The sequence below is a fragment of the Amycolatopsis sp. NPDC104863 genome (assembly GCF_055582965.1).
Window position 1 is genome coordinate 147,246 of the sequence record NZ_JBVJOW010000011.1, and the last position, 17,689, is coordinate 164,934.

Genomic DNA, 17,689 nt, shown 5'->3' on the forward strand with positions numbered 1-17,689 from the left:
GCGGCCCAAGATCACCGGCATGACCGATTTCGCCTTCTTCCACGGCTCCTGGACCGTCGTCAGCCGGCGGCTCCGCACCCTCTTCGCCGGCAGTGACGACTGGGACGTCTTCCCCGGCACCACCACCTGCACCCCGCTGTTCGACGGCGGCGGCAACACCGAGGAGATCCTCTTCCCGGACCGCGGTTTCCGCGGCTTCACGCTGCGCCTGTTCGACGTCGAGCGGAAGGAGTGGTCGATCTACTGGGCCAACAGCCGCACCGGCGTGCTCCAGCCGCCGGTCGCCGGGACCTTCACCGACGGCCGCGGTGACTTCTACGGCGACGACGTCCACGAGGGGAAGCCGATCCGGGCGCACTACATCTGGTCGGACATCACGGACACCTCGGCCCGCTGGGAGCAGGAGTTCTCCGCCGACGGCGGGCAGAGCTGGGAACCCAACTGGGTCATGGAGTTCACCCGGGCCTGAGCGGGCACCTTTTCGGGCGCTTGACAGTGCGTCGCGCATGACGCACTTTGTTGCCGAAGACGCAACTTCGTCGCCCCGGAAGGGAACGCGATGGCAGCACGGCCCCGGGTGGTCGTCCTCGGCGCCGGCCTCGTCGGCTGCGCACTGGCCGACGAACTCACCGAACGCGGCTGGACCGACGTCACCGTCCTGGGGGTCGACGACGCCGGCGACCAGCCGGGGCTGGTGTTCCGGACCGACCCGGACCGGACGCTGACCGAGTTCGCGAAGTACACCGTCGCGAAGTACGCCGGTCTCGACGGCCAGTGGTGCTTCAACCCGGTGGGCAGCCTGGAGCTCGCGACCACTCCGGACCAGGTCACGGAGCTGAAGCGGCGGCACGGCTGGGCGACGTCGTGGGGGGTGCGCGGGTTCCTGCGCACCCCCCACGAGTGCGCCGACCTGCACCCGCTCCTCGACCGGACCCGCGTGCTCGGCGGGTTCCACGTCCCTGGCGACGGCCTCGTGCACGCCCGGCGCGCGGCCGAAGCTCAGGCTCGGCGGGCGAAAGCGCGCGGAGCCCGCTTCACCACCGAGAAAGCCGTGACGATCGAGCGTGCGGCCGGGCGCGTCACCGGCGTGGTCACCGCGGCCGGGCGGTTCCGTGCCGACGTGGTCGTCTCCTGTGACGGCTCGGGCGGGCTCGTCGGGCTGAGCGTCCCGCAGGTGGCGCTGACCCACGAGTACTCGCTGACGTCGCCGCTGCCGGATCTGGCCGGCCACAACGACGAACACGTCCAGGCGGGCAAGCCCGTGCTGCGTCACCTCGGGACCGGAAGGTACGTCCGCGAGCACGTCGACCGGCTCGGCTTCGGTGTCGCAGCGGCGGCCGACCTGCTGCCCGCACTGCGTGACGCCGGCGTCGAGTCGACCACGGCGGTCGTGCTCCCCGGCACCCCGGACGGCAGACCGCTGCTCGGTGAGCACCCGGACCTCGACGGCTTCTGGGTGGCCGAGGCGATCCGCGTCGAGCACTCCGCGGGAGCCGCGCGCGAGCTGGCGCGCTGGCTCGTCGACGGGCAGCCGTCGCTCGCCCTGCACGGCTGTGACCTCGCCCGGTTCGCGCCGTCGGCCCGGTTCACCGCGCCGGTGCGCACCAGCCCCTTTCACGAGCGCCAAGAGGCACTCGGCGCGCACTTCGGGACGGTGGACGGCTGGGCGCGGCCGGAGCGGTACGCAACCGAGGTGGGCGCGGAAGCGCGCGTGGCCCGTGAGCGCGTCGCGATGTTCGATCTCACGCCCGCGCCGCGGCTCGCCGTCACCGGGCCGGGCGCGCTGCCGTTCCTGCAGGCCATGACCACCAACGACCTGGCAACACCGCCGGGCACGGTGACCCGCACACTGCTGCTCGGCGAAGACGGCGGCCTGCGCGGGGAGCTGGCCGTCGCCCGGCTCGGCGTCGAGCGCTTCCACGTCGGCGCGGGTGGCCGGCTGGACTTCGACTGGCTGCGGCGGCACCTGCCCGGCGACGGCACCGTGCAGATCCACGACACCACCCCGGGAACGTGCTGCCTCGGTGTGTGGGGACCGTCGAGCGGCGAGGTCCTGCCCGAACTGTCCACAACGGACTGCGCCGCCGAGGAGACGTACGTCGGCGACGTCCCGGTCGTCGCGTTGCGACTGTCCACTGTGGGCGAACCCGGCTGGGAGCTGCACACCACGGCCGATCTGGGCCGCCGCCTGTGGGACGAGCTGCGCGAACGGGACATCGTCGTCGCCGGTTATCGAGCGTTGACCAGCCTGCGACTGGAAGCAGGCGGCCGTACCGCCGGGGTCGACTTCACCACCGAACACGATCCTTACGAGGCCGGGCTCGGCTTCGCCGTCCGCATGGACAAGGGGTATTTCCTCGGCCGCGACGCGCTGAAGGACCGTTCCGAAGCGACGGTGAGCCGCCGCCTGACGCGTCTGACGGCCGAGGACGTCGTGCTGGGCAAGGAACCCGTGTACGTCGAAGGCCGCGCGGCCGGGTACGTCACCAGCGCCGGTTTCGGCCACACCACAGGAAGAACCATCGGTTACGCCTGGCTGCCGGTCGAGTACGGCAAGCCGGGGACGCCGGTGGCGATCGAGCACGCCGGGACCCGCGTGCCGGGGAGGGTCGGATGACGCACTACGACGTGATCGTGGTCGGCCTCGGCGGCATGGGCAGCGCCGCGGCGTACCGGCTGGCGCAGCGCGGGCAGCGGGTGCTCGGCCTCGACCAGTTCGCGCCGGTGCACAACCGCGGGTCGAGCCACGGCGGTTCCCGGATCACGCGCCAGGCGTACCTCGAAGGCCCCGAGTACGTCCCGCTCCTGCTGCGCGCGCACGAACTGTGGGACGGCCTGGAACGCGACAGCGGACGGCGGCTGTTCACGCGCTGCGGCGGGATCATGGTCGGCACGGCGGACTCGCGGACGATCACCGGCAGCCTCGCTTCGGCGACGGCGTTCGGCGTCCCGCACGAGCTGCTCGACGCGCGGGAGATCCGGCGCCGGTTCCCGACCATGACGCCGTCGGCGGACGAGGTCGGGCTGTACGAGCCGGGCGCCGGCCTGGTGTCCCCCGAGGGCAGCGTCGCCGCGCACCTGCAGCTCGCCGCGCGGTGCGGCGCGGAGCTGCACCACGAGGAGAAGGTGTTCACCTGGAGCACGATGGCCGGCGGCGTGCGCGTCGGCACTTCGCACAACTACTACACGGCCGACCGACTCGTGCTGGCTCCCGGCGCGTGGGCGGCCGAGCTGCTGCGCGACTTCGGCGTCGCGTTCACGGTCCGGCGGCAGGTGCAGTACTGGTTCGCGCCGTCCGGTGGGGTGGCGCCGTTCCGGGAACACCCCGTCTACATCTGGGAAGGCGACGGCTACACGTTCTACGGCTTCCCGGCGCACAACGCGCCCGCGGACGGCGTGAAGGTCGCGTTCCACAGCGGCGGCCGGCCGTGCACCCCCGACGGGATCGACCGAAACGTCTCAGCTGACGAGATCCACGAGATCACGTCGGTGGTGAAGCGGCACCTGCCGACGCTGCCCGGCGCGTTCCTCCGTGCGGCGACGTGCATGTACACCGACACCGCCGACGAGAGCTTCGTGGTGGCCCGGCACCCGGCCAAAGAGCGCGTTGTGCTCGCGTGCGGCTTCTCCGGCCACGGGTTCAAGTTCGCCCCGGTGATCGGCGAGGTCCTCGCGGACCTGGTGGTCGACGGCGGCACGGCCCACCCCATCGGCCACTTCGACCCGGCGCGGCTACTGGCCTAGCAGCGTCGTCGCGAGCGCTTCGAGGTCGACCCCCGTGACGCCGTCCAGGACGTGCCACGGCGCCAGCCAGCCCGACGCGGCCAGCTCGTCGTACACCGCGGCGCACCGGCGCTGGAGGCCGTCGTCGGTCTCGAAGGCGTCGCGCTCCCGGTCGGTCTCGACCGCCGCGCGGCGTTCGGCGCGCTCGGCCGCCACCGCGGGCTCGACGCGCAGCAGCAACTGCGCGTCCGGGCGGGGCAGGCCGAACCGGCCGACCTCCAGCTCCCACACCCACTTCACGACTTCGCCGTTCGCGTCCTGCCGCAGGCGTGCGGCCGCGTACGCGGCGTTGGATGCGACATAACGATCCAGCAGGACGACGTCGTGCGCGTCCCGCAGCGCGCGGATGTGGTCCGCGGCGCCGCTGCGGTCCAGCGCGTAGAGCACCGCCATGCCGTACACGGAGTCGGCGAGGTCGCCGTGCCCGCGGTGCAGCGCCTCCTTGACGAGGTCCGCGTGCACGCTCTCGCCGTACCGCGGGAACGCCAGCGACACCACGCTCGCGCCCTTGGCGCGCAGCTGCGCCGTCAGCCCGTCGGTCAGCGTCCGCTTGCCCGCGCCGTCGAGCCCTTCGATGACCACCAGTCGACCCACGCGCGTCATTATCGGTGGTGGACCGACGGGCCCGGTGGAAGGGGATCGACACCGGGCCCGCCGGCACGTCTCATGCGGGGTTCCGCCGCAGGTGGAGCACGTACCCGGCGCCGCTGACCGCGAGCACGCCGACGAGGATCAGCAACGGCACCCAGCCCGTGTCGTGGCTCGACGGCGCCGGGCCGCCGTCCCCGCGGGGCATCACCTGGGAGGTGGCGTCGTAGCCGCCGGCCTCACCGTCGCGGGCGTAGGCCGAGCCGGGCAGCTTGTCCGCGTACCGCCCCGAAACCGTCCGCTGGTAGTCGGCCACGGTGATCGCGGCCCGGTCGTCCGACAACGACGTGACCCGGCCGTCGCAGACGGCGTACCAGGCGTCGACCTGCGGCTCGTGCAGCAGCTGGGCGCCCGCCGGCAGCTTCCGCGCGTACGCGCTTTCGACGTCACCCGAGGCGATGTTGCCGATCTGCCAGGCGCTGTCGCCGTCGCGGACCGACCAGAGCGTCGCGGTGCGGCCGTCGGAGGCCCGGACGGGGATCGCGAAGTAGGCGAAGTCCCCCGGCGCCGCGCCCGGCTTGCCCCCGACGAAGTCCGGCGAGAGCTCGTAGACGGCGTAGGCGTCCGGCGCGATCTCCACCGAGACCGGCGCCTGCGCCCCCGGGGCCTGCGCGAAGAACCGGACGAGGGTGTCCCGGAGCCCGGGCGCCGCGGCCGCGGTGTGCGCGGCCACGGCGTCGGCGCTGCTGATGCCGGCGGCCTGGGCCGCGCCTGACACCGGTGCCGTCATCAGCAGCGCCGAGCCGGTCAGCACGGCGAGCACGAGCGCCCGCCTGCTCATCGGGCGATCCCGGTGAGCGTGTGCGTCCAGGTGAACGACGAGTTGTGCGTGTAGTAGCCGTAGGTGGACCAGTTGTACCGGCGGGACGCGCCCGGGTCGCTCCAGGTGACCCAGTCGCCGCCGGTGTCGTAGCCGGAGACGACGTGCGTGTGGCCGCCGCCGGAGCGGTAGCCGACGCGGGTCTCGATCGGCCGGTCGGCCGCGGTCTGCGTCCGGACGTCGGCGTAGGAGACGCGGTGGTCGAGGTACCGGCCGGGCGAGCTGAACCCGAGCCGGGCGAAGGCGCGTTGCGGGTCGGCGAGCGTGCCGGTCAGGTTCGCGCAGTCCTGGCCGGTCTCGCCGTGGGCGAGCTGGCAGAAGCGCGTCTGGCTGACCCCGACGCCGTGGGACGCGGCGATCGTGGCGCCCGAACCGGCCCAGCACCACTGGTTCTTCTGCTGCGCCTGCATCGTGATCCGGGTCTGGTGGGCGGGCGGCACTCCGGGCGCGGCGGCCAGGGCCTGAGCCGGCGCGACCAGGCACAACATCAGGCACACGGCCAACGTGGCGGGTACCCGGCTCGACTTCACCAGCACGGACGGCCTCCTGCTCGAACGTGGGCGAACCAGCGGTGGTCACAACGGTGAACAACGCGGTCACAAGGAGCAAGAACGCCATCTGGCTGAACGGACCGTTCCGGGGCACAGCCGGAACGCGGAACAGTCACCATCACGTGGCCAACCACCCTGAACGGGGGTCGGCACCGCCACTCTACGCTGCTAACGTGAACGTTCCGCGGTGTTCACGCCCAGCGCACACACTGGTCGGGTGAAGGGACGAGCGGTGGCACAAGACGGGAACCTCCCACTGATCATCGATGGCGCCCGCGCGACCCGGGCATCGGTCGCCGAGCTGCCCAAAGAGCTGACCGAGGCGCTCCGCACCGGCGAGTTCCACCACGCCCTGCGGCTGGCGATCGCCTACCGGGGCCTCTCCCTGGCGCGGCTGCGCGCCCACCTCGCCCTGCGCGGGGTCCAAATCGGACAGTCGACGCTGAGTTACTGGCAACGCGGGCTGCGCCAGCCCGAAGTGCCGAAGGCGCTCCCGGCGGTCCGGGCCCTCGAATCGGTCCTCCAGCTGCCCGCGGACGCCCTCGTGGTCCTCATCGGACCGCGACTGGTCCGCCGTGGCCACCAGCCCGCGGCGTCGTTCCACGACCTGCGTTCCGGTGACATGGGGTCGATCGTCGAGGACCTGCTCGCCGAGCTCGGCGCGTACCCGTCGTCCAACCACTACAACGCCGACCTCGAGCTGCTGTCGGTCCACGACACGATCCAGTTCGACGCCGAGCACCGCCAGGTCAGCCTCCGTACGCGCCTGGTGACGCGCGCCCGGCGGCACGGCCCCGACCGCTACCTGACCGTCTACAACGGCGATCCGGGCTGCCGGATCGACGACGTCGAGCTGATCACCGACGAGGGCTGCCGCGTCGGGCGGATGCGCCGCAACCCGGACGCGGACACGATGGCGACGGAGCTGCTGTTCGACCGCAAGCTCGCCGAGGGCGACATCCACGTGTTCTGCTTCGAGGTCCGCGACGACTCGGGCTCGGCGTCACCGGGGTACTACCGCATGCTGCGCGACCGGTGCGCGAGCTACCTCGTCCAGCTGCGCTTCGACCGCAACGCGCTGCCGGCCCGCTGCACGCGTCAGGTCCGCGCCCGCGACGACGCCCTGCCGGTCGTGGCGGAGGAGCTGGCGTGCGACATGGGCGGCGTGAGCAGCGCGTTCTTCAGCGACGCCGGGCCGGGGCTGGCCGGCGTCGCCGTCGAGTGGAACTGATCACCCCACTCCGTTCCGCAGTGCGGTGAACAGCCGTTCCAGCCGTTCGCGGTGGTCGGCCGCCACGGCGTCCGGGTCACCCTGGTCGATGAGCCGGCTCGCGGTCTCCACCAGCACCGTGCCGTAACCGCCGATGAAGAACGCGGCGAACAGCGGCCCGTCGCCGTCGTAGGCCGGGTCGCTCGCGAGCTCGTCGGCGAGGAGCCGCTGCAGGTCCGAGCCGATCTCCCGCACCCGCGCGAGCAGGGCGGGCGAAGCGGCGACCGTCCGGAAGAACGGGATCGCCCCGTCGGCGACGCCGGACAGCCCGTGCCGCTCGTCGAGGAGCCGGAAGGTCGCGTCGCGCAGGGAGTCGAGCACGTCGACGCCCGGAGCGCGGTCGCGCACCGCGGAGCGCAGGACGTCGGCCGCGTCGACCTGGCGGTCGAGCAGGAGGTCCTCCTTGCGCGGGAAGTGCTTGAAGACCGTCACGCTCGAGACGCCGGCCTCCCGCGCGACCTCGGCGACCGTGACCTCGTCGAACCCGCGCTCGAGGAACAGCCGGGTCGCGACCTCCGAGATCTTCGCCCGCGTTTGCGGCCCGCCCCGCTCGCTGGTCCTGGGCATCCGACCACCCTCTCTTGTGTCACTAAACTTAGTGAGTTAACTTAGTGGCATGACCACCGACATTGTCACCGCCCGGTCCCCCCGGTCCTTGCGCGAGGCGTGGATCGCCCTGGCGGGCCTGTCCGCGGTGTTCCTCTTCGAGATGCTCGACAACTCGATCCTGAACGTCGCGCTGCCGACGATCGGCCGCGAGCTCGGCGCGTCGACCACCACGCTGCAGTGGGTGACCGGCGCGTACGCGGTCGTCTTCGGCGGCCTGATGCTGGCGTTCGGCGCGGTCGCCGACCGGTTCGGCCGGCGCCGGGTCATGCTCATCGGCCTGGCCCTGCTCGGCGCGGCGAGCCTGGCGACCGCGTTCGTCACCGACGCGGAACAGCTCATCGCCGTCCGGGTGCTGATGGGCGTCGCGGCCGCGATGACCACCCCGGGGTCGATGGCCCTGGCCTTCCGACTGTTCGACGACGACGGCCTGCGCGTCCGCGCGACGACCCTCATCTCGACGGTCGGCCTGGTCGGGCTCGCGATCGGCCCGACCGCGGGCGGCTTTGTGCTCGCGATCGCGCCGTGGCAGGTCCTGCTGCTGGTCAACGTGCCGATCGCGCTCCTCGCGATCATCGGCATCCGGTCCGGCATCTCCCCCGACAACCCGGCCGACCTGCACCGCGACCCCATCGACGTCCCCGGCGCGGCGCTGGGCACGGTGACGATCGTGCTCGCGCTCGTCGCGCCGACACTGTTCGTCCACGAAGGCACCGGCTCGTGGACACCGTGGGCGGCCACCGCGGCGGCCGTCGTGACGGCGGTGCTCTTCGTCCTCCGCGAGCGCTCGGCGCGGCACCCGCTGCTCGACCTGAAGCTCGTCGCGCACCCGCTCGTCTCCAGCGGCCTGGCGTTCAAGGCCGCGGCCGGGCTGGCGACCGCGGGCCTCGGCTACCTGGTGACGCTGCAGCTGCAGCTCGACTGGGGCTGGCCGCCCGCGCTCGCGGCCGCCGGGCTGCTGCCGCAGGTGGTGGTCCTGGTCGCGGGCGGCGCGTTTGTCGGCCCGTTCGTGCAGCGCGTCGGCCTCGAGCGGGCGGCGTGGCTCAGCGCTTCGGCGGTGGTGGCCGGGCTCGCGTTCTACGGCCTGTTCAGCCGGCTCGGGTACGTGTGGGTCGCCATCACGCTGGTGCTGGTGGCCGCCGGGATGCGCGTGGTCGGCGCGGTCGCCGGCGTCAACGTCCTGCGCGGCCTGCCGGAGAACCGCACGACGATCGGCGCGGCCCTCACCGACACTGCAACCGAGGTGACGTCCGGCGCCGGCATCGCGGTCACCGGCACGATCCTCGCGGCCCTGTTCACCGGCGACATCACCACGGCGCACTGGAGCGCGCTGCAGACCGCGCAGTTCCGGGACGCCGTGATGATCGCGGGGGTCACACTCACCGTCGTGGCCGGCGCGCTTGTCGGGTGGGGCATCGCCCGCTCGCGGCGCGCCTGAGTCAGGCGGGCCCGCCGCCGATGCCGAGCTCGTTGCCCTCGGGGTCGCGGTAGATGATCTTGCGGACGCCGTTGTCGTACTCCTCCTGGTCGGCCGGTTCGATGCCTCGCGCGGAGATCCCGGCGACCCGCTCGTCGAGGTCTTCGACGAAGAGGGTGTGCATGGCGAGCCCGGCCCGCTCGGGCCGCTCGACGACGTAGACCGAGCCGTGTTCCGTGACTTCCCACAGCACTTCGGTCTCGTGCACGACGAACGTCGGCGGGGAGCCGAAGAGCTTCTCGTACCAAGCGACGGCGCCCGCGAAGTCGCGGACGGCGATACCGGCGAAGAGGTTGACGGTCACAGCACCTCGAATCCGTTGGCCTCGGCCGCTTCGGCTTGACGCTGGTCACGCGTGACGAAGGTGACCGGTTCACCAGCGGTCAGCTCGGCCGTGTCGTGCATCGCGACCGCGATGTGGATCGCGTCGAGGGTGCGCACGGGGTAGTTCTCGGTGACCAGCCGCCGGGCCGCGGGAATGACCCGGTCCGGGTGGAACGGGATGAGCACCAGGTCCCCGTCCGGGGAGGCGAGGTGGTCGAAGTGCGCCAGCACCGCTGCGGGATCGGGGATGCGGCCGGTCCGCTTGGCGGCCGTCATGGCGCCGGCGAACTCGATCCGGGTGAAGTCGCTGCTCACGATCGGGCCACCACCCTCGAGGAGCAGCTTGCGGAACTTGTCGTGCTCCGGCTCGTCCGGCAGGTAGGCGGTCACCAACGCGCTGGTGTCGACGTACAGCATGGTCACCACTCCCCTCGGGTCCAGTCGAGCGCCTCGCTCACTGCCGTGCCCCAGCCCCGGGACAGGTCTTCGATCTCGTCGAGGGTCGGCACCCGAGCCGGCGGCTCGACGTGCACGATCTTTCCCTCGGCGATCAGTCGCCGCTTCCACTCCGCGCGGGTTTCGGTCTTCGCCACTACGCCCCTCAACGCTTCCGTGACCAGGTCGTTCATGCTGCGCCCTTCGGCTTCGGCTCGCGCTTTCAACCGGGCGTGCAGCTCGTCGTCGATCCGGGTGATCAACTGTTTCACCCCACCATGATAACACGTCACCCATTCGAGCTATCACTGTTCATGACGCAATACAAAAGGCCGCCCCGAACACTTTCGGGGCGGCCTTGACCTGCTGAAACGCAAAAACCTCAGTACCGGTAGTGCTCCGGCTTGAACGGCCCTTCCACATCCACATCGATGTATTCGGCCTGTTCCTTGGTGAGCTTCGTCAGCTCTCCGCCGAGCGCGTCCAGGTGGATCTTCGCCACCTTCTCGTCGAGCTTCTTCGGGAGGCGGAAGACCTCGTTGTCGTACTCCTCGTGCTTGGTGAACAGCTCGACCTGCGCGATCACCTGGTTGGAGAAGCTGTTCGACATCACGAACGACGGGTGCCCGGTCGCATTGCCGAGGTTGAGCAGCCGGCCCTCGGACAGCACGATGATCGTGTTGCCGTTCGGGAAGATCCACTCGTCGACCTGCGGCTTGATGGTGATGCGCCGGATGCCCGGGTAGCGCTGCAGGCCCGCCATGTCGAGCTCGTTGTCGAAGTGGCCGATGTTGCCCAGGATCGCCTGGTGCTTCATCTTCGCCATGTGCTCGACCAGCACGACGTCCTTGTTGCCGGTCGTCGTGATGACGATGTCGGCCTCGGGCAGCGCGTTCTCGAGCGTGCGGACCTGGTAGCCGTCCATCGCCGCCTGCAGCGCGCAGATCGGGTCGATCTCGGTGACGACCACGCGCGCGCCCTGGCCGCGCAAGGACTCCGCCGCGCCCTTGCCGACGTCGCCGTACCCGCAGACCACCGCGACCTTGCCGCCGATCAGCACGTCGGTGCCGCGGTTGATGCCGTCGATCAGGGAGTGGCGGATGCCGTAGCGGTTGTCGAACTTCGACTTCGTCACCGCGTCGTTGACGTTGATCGCCGGGAACAGCAGCTCACCGGCCGCGGCGAGCTGGTACAGCCGCAGGACGCCGGTGGTGGTCTCCTCGGTGACACCGCGGATGCCCTCGCCGATCTTCGTCCACTTGCCGGTGTCGGCCGCGACCGACGCGCGCAGCAGCTCGAGGAACACGCGGAACTCGTCCGAGGTGTTCTCGTCCGGGGTCGGCACGACGCCCGACTTCTCGAACTCGGTGCCCTTGTGGACGAGCATGGTGGCGTCACCGCCGTCGTCGAGGATCATGTTCGGACCCTCGCCGTCCCAGGTGAGCATGCGCTCGGTGCACCACCAGTACTCCTCGAGCGACTCGCCCTTCCACGCGAACACCGGGACACCCTTGGGCTCCTCGGTGCTGCCGTGCGGGCCGACGACGACCGCGGCCGCCGCGTGGTCCTGGGTCGAGAAGATGTTGCAGGACGCCCAGCGCACCTCGGCGCCCAGCGAAACGAGCGTCTCGATCAGCACGGCGGTCTGCACGGTCATGTGCAGCGAACCGGAGACCCGCGCCCCGCGCAGGGGGTAGACCTCCGCGTACTCGCGCCGCAGCGCCATCAGGCCCGGCATCTCGTGTTCGGCGAGGCGGATCTCCTTGCGGCCGAATTCGGCGGCTTCGAGGTCGGCGACGGCGAACTCGATGCCGCCGCGGGTCTGGTGCCGCTGGGCAACGCTTTCGGGGGTCATAGTGGCGATTCCTCCAAGACTCGACGACACCGGAACACTACCGTTGTCCGCTCCACAGTCCCCAGATGGTTAGGAGACCCTTACCGTGGCCATGCCCGGCTCGGACACCCGCGTCGTCGAAATCCGCGTCGCCGGGCTCGTGGGCACCAGCGGCGAAACGCTGCTCGACGCGGTCGCGACCGTCGACGTCGCCGGCGACGGGCTGGGCCGGGTGATCCGCCCGGCGGACCGGCTGCGCCGCCCGGCGCCCGGCCCGGTGCTGCCGGCGCTGGGCCGGTCGATCCCGCGGACCCTCGAGGGGTACCTGTGGCACGGCATGACCTCCGGCGGCGCCGCGAAGGCCACCTGGGCGCTGCTGTTCCCGTTCTCCCTGGCCAATGTCGCGTTCTGGATGCTGCCGCCGGCGTCGCCGGACAGGCGGCTCGCGCGGGTCCTCGGCGCGGTGTGCCGCGGCCTGCTGCGCGTCGGCGCCCTGCTGCTGACCATGCTGCTGATGGGCCAGCTCGCGGCGATCGCGCTCGACCTGTTCGCCGCGCAGTGCCTCGCGCCCGGGTCGGGCTGCCTGCCGGTGGTCCCGGACGCCGTCCGCTCGGTCCCCGCGCGGATCGCGGTCGGCGTGCTGCCCCTGCTGCTCGTGATCTTCGTGCTGCACCGGATTTCGTCGGCGACCTGGGCGGTGCACGCCGACGGCGACCTGACCGCGGGGCCGCTGCGGATGCGCGCCGACCCGGAGACGCCCGCGCTGCGCTGCCTGCACACCGTCGCCGCGCTGGCGTCGGTCGCGCTGCTGCTGCTCGGCGGCCCGTTCCGCGTGCCGGGCGAGGGCTTCGACCTGGTCGTCTGGATCGTCACGCTGGCGCTGGTGCTGGCCACGGTCATCGCCGCCGCGATCGGCGTCGACACCGGCCGGTTCGCGCGGCCCGGGGTGCTCGCGTTCGCCGGGCTGCTGGTCGTCGTGGCCGCGGTGCGGCTGCGCCCCGGCACGGGCCCGCTGCCGGGGACCAACGGCGTCGTCGAAGGGCTGGGCGCGGCACTGGTCGTCGTCACGGTGCTGTTCGCGCTGTTCCTGGCGCCGGCCGCGGTGCTGGCCCGGCCCGGCTGGAAGCACAAGCCGCGCCGGCTGCGGCCGTGGGCGGGCGGCTGGGCGGCCGCACCGGTGCTCGCGCTGGCCGGGCTGCTCGGCGGCGGCTTCGGCGCCGGTCTCACCGAAGCCGTGCGACGGCTTTCCGGGGCCGAACACCTGCAGGTGCCCGACACGTACGTGCTGGTCACGGTGCTGTGGGGCGCCGGGCTGGCGCTGGCCGCGGTGCTCGCTGGGCTGGGCTTCGCGGTCGCCGTCCCGCTGCGCCGGCTGCGGCGGGGCGTCCCGGCGATCGTCGAGCTGATGGAGCACGACGAGCGGCAGGAGGCCCAGGCCGCGGCGGCGTGGGCCCGCTCGGCGTGGGAACGGCGGCACCTGCACCACCTGGCGCTGACCGTCGCTTCGGCGATGTCCGCGGGCGGCGCCGCGCTGCTGGTGCTGCGCTTCGGGTTCGGCGTAGTCCCCGGCTGGTTCAAGCCGCTGTCGGCGATCGGGGTCGTCGCGCTCGGCGCGCTGGCCGCGGGCCTGCTGCGCGTGGTCTACACGGCCGCGCGCACCCCGCAGCGCAGCCGGCACCTCGGGGCGCTGGCCGACCTCGTGTGCTTCTGGCCGCGCGCGGCGCACCCGACCGTGCCGCCGTGTTACGCGCTCAAGGTCGTCCCGGAACTGGCGGCGCGGGCGCGGGAACACCTCGCCGACCCGGGGACACGCGTGGTGCTCTCCGGCTACAACCTCGGCAGCCTGCTCACGGTGATGGCCGCCGCCCGGCTCGCGGCCGAACTGCCGCCCGAGGACCTCGAGCGCGTCGGCGTGCTGACCGCCGGTTCGCCGCTGCAGTGGGGGTACCAGCGCGCGTTCCCGGCCTTGCTGCCGCAGGAGGCGCTCGAGCGGCTGTTCGCCGACCTCGAGGGCCGGTGGCGCGCCCTATGCCGCGGCACCGACATCTTCGGCGGCGGCGTGACGACGTGGCGGCACGAGGTCTCCGACCGGCAGCTCTACGGCGTCGGCTTCCAGCCCGAAGGCGGTTCGGGCCCGCTGAAGGCGAAGGCCGACGAGAACGGCGTCCTGATCCTCGGCGGTGACCACTGGCTGCCGGACCCGCTGCGCGGCCCGACCGGGCGGCACCGCTGGGCGGCGGGGGTGCTCAAGCACCAGGACTACGTCGTCGACGCCGAATGGGACCACGCCGTCGCGATGGCCGCCGGTCTCGGCAAGCCGCGCGGCGGCGAACAGGGCCTGCTGTGGGACTTCCCCTCGAAACAGTGAAGGCCCCTCGCCGGAGCGAGGGGCCTTCGACCGTGAGCTAGCTCAGCTTCACTCGGAAGCCTTGCGGCGGAACTTCAGCAGCGCGAGCAGGCCGCCACCACCGAGCAGCAGCAGCGCGGCGATCCACACCAGCCACATGTTGTCGAAACCGGTGTTGGCCAGGCCGCCACCGGTGCCGGACTCGTTGCCCGCCGGGACGGCGGCCGGAGCGGTGGAGCTGGTCGGCGAGACCGAGGTGTCGGAGGTCGCCGGGGAGCTCGGCTTCGTGGTCTCGGTCGGCTTGGTGGCCGGCGGCTTGGAGGTCTCGGTCGGCTTGGTCTTCGTGCCGCAGAGGTACCACTTGTCGATGTCGGCCTGGTGGCCGTTGCGGCTGAACGGCGCGCGCAGGTCGTTCCACGGCGCGTTCTTCTCGAGGCCCTTGGCGCCCGGGGTGTAGTCGTTGAAGCCGTCGTCGCCACCGATGACGACGATGCGCTTCACCGTGACGCCCTCGTGCACCTGCGAGATGTTGAGGCGGTTCCTGACGATCTTGAAGTCGACGTCGCTCTGGCTGAGGTCCGTGCCCTCGGCGCACGGCGTCGCCTTGCCCGGCGTCGGGTGCGGGCGGTTGTCGTCACTGTGGCAGGCCAGCGCGGAGCCGGCGGTGCCGAGAAGGGCGGCGGTGGTCAGCGCGACGATCGCGATCGCGCCGCGGAAGGTACGACTGCGCATTCAGAACTCCTGTACCGGCGGGGAAGAGAACCTGCGAAATCTGTGATCGCGCCGCTACCGACGGTTGAATCACGCTGCTGTAATTCACCCATCGGTGCCACACGAAGGATCGAAAGGTATCGCACGTCACTTCGCCCGCTACACGGGGTCCCCTTTTAGGCACAAAAAGCAAGATCGTCATCCGCTGACCGGTCCGGGCGGATGCGCAAAAAGCCCCGCCGACCTGCATGAACACAGGTCGGCGGGGCCGCCACGATCGGGTGGGTGAAGCTAGGCGTCCGGTGCCTTGGCGGGCGCTTCGACGCCGTCCGCCTGCCGCTTGCCGAGCAGCGAGTGGCGGCGGCTGTAGGCGAAGTAGAGGACCACGCCGATCACCATCCACACGATGAACCGCAGCCAGGTCAGCACGGTCAGGTTCAGCATCAGCCAGAGGCAGGCCAGGATGGCCAGGATCGGGATCAGCGGCACCAGCGGCACCTTGAACGCGCGGGGCAGGTCGGGCCGCGTCTTGCGCAGCACCAGAACGCCCGCCGAGACCAGCACGAACGCGAAGAGCGTGCCGACGTTGACCATCTCTTCGAGCTTGTCGGCCGGGAAGAACGTCGCCGCGAGGGCGACCAGGCCGCCGACGATCAGCGTCGCGCGCTTGGGCGTGCCGTGCTCGCCGGTCTTCGCCAGGCCGCGCGGCATCAAGCCGTCGCGGGACATCGCGTAGATGATCCGGACCTGGCCGAGCATCAGCACCATGACGACGGTGGTCAGGCCGGCCAGCGCGCCGAAGGAGATGAGGTTGGCCGCCCAGTCGACGCCGTTGGCGGAAAACGCCGTGGCGAGCGTCTTGTGGCTGCCGTCGCCCGCCGAGGTGGCCAGGTCCTTGTACGACGTCATGCCGACGACCACGAGCGAGACCGCGACGTACAGCACGGTGACGATGATCAGCGAGCCGAAGATGCCGCGCGGCACGGACTTCTGCGGGTTCTTCGTCTCCTCCGCGGTGGTCGCCACGATGTCGAAGCCGATGAACGCGAAGAACACCAGCGAGGCGCCAGCCAGCAGCCCGAAGACACCGTACGAGCTGCTCGCGCCGCCCGCGATCAGCGAGAAGAGCGACTGGTCGACGCCGGTCTCGCCGGAGCCGCCGGTCGAGCCCGGCGGGACGTACGGCGAGTAGTTGGCTCCCTTGATGTAGAAGATGCCGAGGATGATCACGAACAGCACCACGGCGACCTTGATGCCGGTGATCACCATCGAGACCCGCGAAGACAGCTTCGTTCCGACGGCGAGCAGCGTCGTCAGGATCGCCACGACGACCAGCGCGCCCCAGTCGACCGTGACGCTGCCGATGTCGAACGTCGTCTTCGCACCCTTGCCGAACAGGTAGCCCAGCACCGTTTCGAGGTAGACCGACCAGCCCTTCGACACGGCGGCGGCGCCGACGGCGAGCTCGAGGATCAGGTCCCAGCCGATGATCCACGCCATGAACTCGCCGAACGTGGCGTAGGAGAACGTGTACGCGCTGCCCGCGACCGGCACCGTCGAGGCGAACTCCGCGTAGCAGAGCGCCGCCAGCGCGCAGGCGATCGCGGCGAACACGAAGGCCAGCGAGACCGACGGGCCCGCGTAGTCACCGGCCGCGCGGGCGGTGAGCGTGAAGATGCCCGCGCCGATCACGACCGCGACACCGAAGACCGTGAGGTCCCAGGCGCTCAGGTTCCGCCGGAGCTTGGTGTCCGGCTCGTCGGTGTCCGAAATGGACTGCTCGATGGATTTAGTGCGCCACAATCCCGTTCCGGGCACCGTTGACCTCCTGCGGCTGGCCTGCATGTATCGCAGTAGGTCACCCTATCGGGTCAGGAGCGTGACGGCTCGCCGAGCGCGCGACCCTACCGCGCGAGACTGCGGTCGAGGTCCGGTTCGAGGTAGATCAGCTTCGCGACCGGCACCTTGGCGCGCACGCGGGCCTCGGCGTCGTCGATGGCCGTGGCCAGCTCGGCGGTGTCGAGGCCGGGCACCATGGCCAGCTTCGCCGCGACCAGCAGCTCGTCCGGGCCCATGTACTGCGTGCGGATATGGATGACCCGCTCGACCTTGCCCGCGGCGAGCTCGTCGACGATCGTCGCGAGCACCCCTTCGGTGACGCCTTCGCCGATGAGCAGGCTCTTCATCTCGACGATGAGGATGATCGCGATGACGCCCAGCAGCGCGCCGATCGCGAGGGTGCCGACGCCGTCCCAGACCGGGTTGCCGGTGACGACCGAAAGCCCGACGCCGAGGAGCGCGAAGACGAGCCCGATCAGCGCGCCCGCGTCCTCCAGCAGCACCACGGGGAGCTCGGGCTCCTTGGCCTGGCGGATGAAGCCCCACCAGCTCGTGTTCCCCTTGATCTTCCTCGACTCGCCGACGGCGGTGTAGAAACTGTAGCCCTCCAGCCCGACCGCGACGACCAGGATGATCACCGCGACGATCGGCGCGTCGAGCGGTTCGGGGTGCCCGACCTTGTGGACGCCTTCGTAGATCGCGAAGGCCGAGCCGAGGGTGAAGAGCATCAGCGCGACGATGAACGAGTAGAAGTACCGGTCGCGGCCGTACCCGAAGGGGTGTTCCTTGTCGGCCGCGCGCTTCGACGTCTTCTGGCCGAGCAGCAGCAGGCCCTGGTTGGTGGTGTCGGCCAGCGAGTGCACGGACTCCGCGAGCATCGACGACGACCCGGTGACGAGGAAGCCGACGAACTTCGCGGCCGCGATTCCGGCGTTCGCCGCGAGCGCGGCGATGATCGCCTTGGTTCCGCCTCCAGCTGACACGACCGCTCCCCTGGTTGGTCCTGAATGTCCGGGTGGAGCGTAATGGGAGCAGCCCCGGTCG

General features: G+C 71.3%; 17 protein-coding genes. 6 read left to right on the forward strand and 11 right to left on the reverse strand.

Features of this window, described 5'->3' with window-relative positions:
• Window positions 1–19 precede the first annotated feature (19 nt).
• From ACZ63J_RS44430 to solA, 3 genes are all read left to right on the forward strand, one after another.
• Complete coding sequence (locus tag ACZ63J_RS44430; protein ID WP_465402537.1) at window positions 20–469, forward strand: hypothetical protein; 450 nt, start codon at window positions 20–22, stop codon at window positions 467–469.
• A 90-nt stretch (window positions 470–559) separates the two neighbouring features.
• Window positions 560–2,617, forward strand: a complete 2,058-nt coding sequence (locus tag ACZ63J_RS44435; RefSeq protein WP_465402535.1) for an FAD-dependent oxidoreductase — start codon at window positions 560–562, stop codon at window positions 2,615–2,617.
• A complete protein-coding gene (solA, locus tag ACZ63J_RS44440) occupies window positions 2,614–3,744 on the forward strand; it encodes an N-methyl-L-tryptophan oxidase (RefSeq protein WP_465402533.1) in 1,131 nt (376 codons plus the stop codon). The genes ACZ63J_RS44435 and solA overlap by 4 nt, the downstream gene beginning before the upstream one ends.
• Here the strand turns inward: solA and ACZ63J_RS44445 are convergent.
• The 3 genes from ACZ63J_RS44445 to ACZ63J_RS44455 all read right to left on the reverse strand — a co-directional run bounded on the left by ACZ63J_RS44445 (window position 3,733) and on the right by ACZ63J_RS44455 (window position 5,787).
• Window positions 3,733–4,386, reverse strand: coding sequence for a dTMP kinase (locus ACZ63J_RS44445; protein ID WP_465402531.1), 654 nt, complete (start codon window positions 4,384–4,386; stop codon window positions 3,733–3,735). The two genes, solA and ACZ63J_RS44445, sit on opposite strands and share 12 nt — an antisense overlap.
• Window positions 4,387–4,447: 61 nt before the next feature.
• Window positions 4,448–5,212, reverse strand: a complete 765-nt coding sequence (locus ACZ63J_RS44450; protein WP_465402529.1) for a hypothetical protein — start codon at window positions 5,210–5,212, stop codon at window positions 4,448–4,450.
• On the reverse strand, window positions 5,209–5,787 hold the full coding sequence (locus ACZ63J_RS44455; protein WP_465402528.1) for a papain-like cysteine protease family protein: 579 nt from the start codon (window positions 5,785–5,787) through the stop codon (window positions 5,209–5,211). Before ACZ63J_RS44455 ends, ACZ63J_RS44450 begins: the two co-directional genes overlap by 4 nt.
• A 247-nt stretch (window positions 5,788–6,034) precedes the next feature.
• On the opposite strand from ACZ63J_RS44455, the gene ACZ63J_RS44460 reads away from it, so the two are divergent.
• Entirely contained in the window at window positions 6,035–7,033 is a 999-nt protein-coding gene (locus ACZ63J_RS44460; protein WP_465314230.1) for a hypothetical protein, read from the forward strand.
• Here the strand turns inward: ACZ63J_RS44460 and ACZ63J_RS44465 are convergent, their stop codons facing one another.
• Complete coding sequence (locus ACZ63J_RS44465; protein WP_465402526.1) at window positions 7,034–7,639, reverse strand: TetR/AcrR family transcriptional regulator; 606 nt, start codon at window positions 7,637–7,639, stop codon at window positions 7,034–7,036.
• Between the two features lie 49 nt (window positions 7,640–7,688).
• Between ACZ63J_RS44465 and ACZ63J_RS44470 the strand changes: the two genes are divergently transcribed.
• Window positions 7,689–9,116: an MFS transporter gene (locus ACZ63J_RS44470; RefSeq protein ID WP_465402524.1), complete on the forward strand. Its 1,428-nt coding sequence runs from the start codon at window positions 7,689–7,691 to the stop codon at window positions 9,114–9,116.
• Between the two features lies 1 nt (window position 9,117).
• Here the strand turns inward: ACZ63J_RS44470 and ACZ63J_RS44475 are convergent, their stop codons facing one another.
• From ACZ63J_RS44475 to ahcY, 4 genes are all read right to left on the reverse strand, one after another.
• A complete protein-coding gene (locus ACZ63J_RS44475; protein WP_465402522.1) occupies window positions 9,118–9,459 on the reverse strand; it encodes a VOC family protein in 342 nt (113 codons plus the stop codon).
• Window positions 9,456–9,905: a type II toxin-antitoxin system VapC family toxin gene (locus ACZ63J_RS44480; RefSeq protein WP_465314234.1), complete on the reverse strand. Its 450-nt coding sequence runs from the start codon at window positions 9,903–9,905 to the stop codon at window positions 9,456–9,458. The genes ACZ63J_RS44475 and ACZ63J_RS44480 overlap by 4 nt, the downstream gene beginning before the upstream one ends.
• Complete coding sequence (locus ACZ63J_RS44485; protein WP_329055426.1) at window positions 9,899–10,186, reverse strand: FitA-like ribbon-helix-helix domain-containing protein; 288 nt, start codon at window positions 10,184–10,186, stop codon at window positions 9,899–9,901. The genes ACZ63J_RS44480 and ACZ63J_RS44485 overlap by 7 nt, the downstream gene beginning before the upstream one ends.
• Window positions 10,187–10,296: 110 nt before the next feature.
• Complete coding sequence (gene ahcY, locus ACZ63J_RS44490; protein ID WP_465314236.1) at window positions 10,297–11,769, reverse strand: adenosylhomocysteinase; 1,473 nt, start codon at window positions 11,767–11,769, stop codon at window positions 10,297–10,299.
• 91 nt (window positions 11,770–11,860) lie between these two features.
• On the opposite strand from ahcY, the gene ACZ63J_RS44495 reads away from it, so the two are divergent.
• Window positions 11,861–14,116 (forward strand): hypothetical protein, encoded by a 2,256-nt coding sequence (locus ACZ63J_RS44495; protein WP_465336706.1) that lies wholly within the window; start codon window positions 11,861–11,863, stop codon window positions 14,114–14,116.
• Window positions 14,117–14,164: 48 nt separating this feature from the next.
• On the opposite strand, the gene ACZ63J_RS44500 is transcribed toward ACZ63J_RS44495, so the two are convergent.
• The 3 genes from ACZ63J_RS44500 to ACZ63J_RS44510 form a co-directional block, all read right to left on the reverse strand.
• Window positions 14,165–14,827, reverse strand: a complete 663-nt coding sequence (locus ACZ63J_RS44500) for an LPXTG cell wall anchor domain-containing protein (protein ID WP_465402520.1) — start codon at window positions 14,825–14,827, stop codon at window positions 14,165–14,167.
• 270 nt (window positions 14,828–15,097) lie between these two features.
• The gene (locus ACZ63J_RS44505; RefSeq protein WP_465314239.1) at window positions 15,098–16,624 is read right to left on the reverse strand and encodes an amino acid permease; all 1,527 of its coding nucleotides are present in this window, start codon (window positions 16,622–16,624) and stop codon (window positions 15,098–15,100) included.
• 86 nt (window positions 16,625–16,710) lie between these two features.
• On the reverse strand, window positions 16,711–17,628 hold the full coding sequence (locus ACZ63J_RS44510) for a cation diffusion facilitator family transporter (protein WP_465402518.1): 918 nt from the start codon (window positions 17,626–17,628) through the stop codon (window positions 16,711–16,713).
• Window positions 17,629–17,689 lie beyond the last annotated feature (61 nt).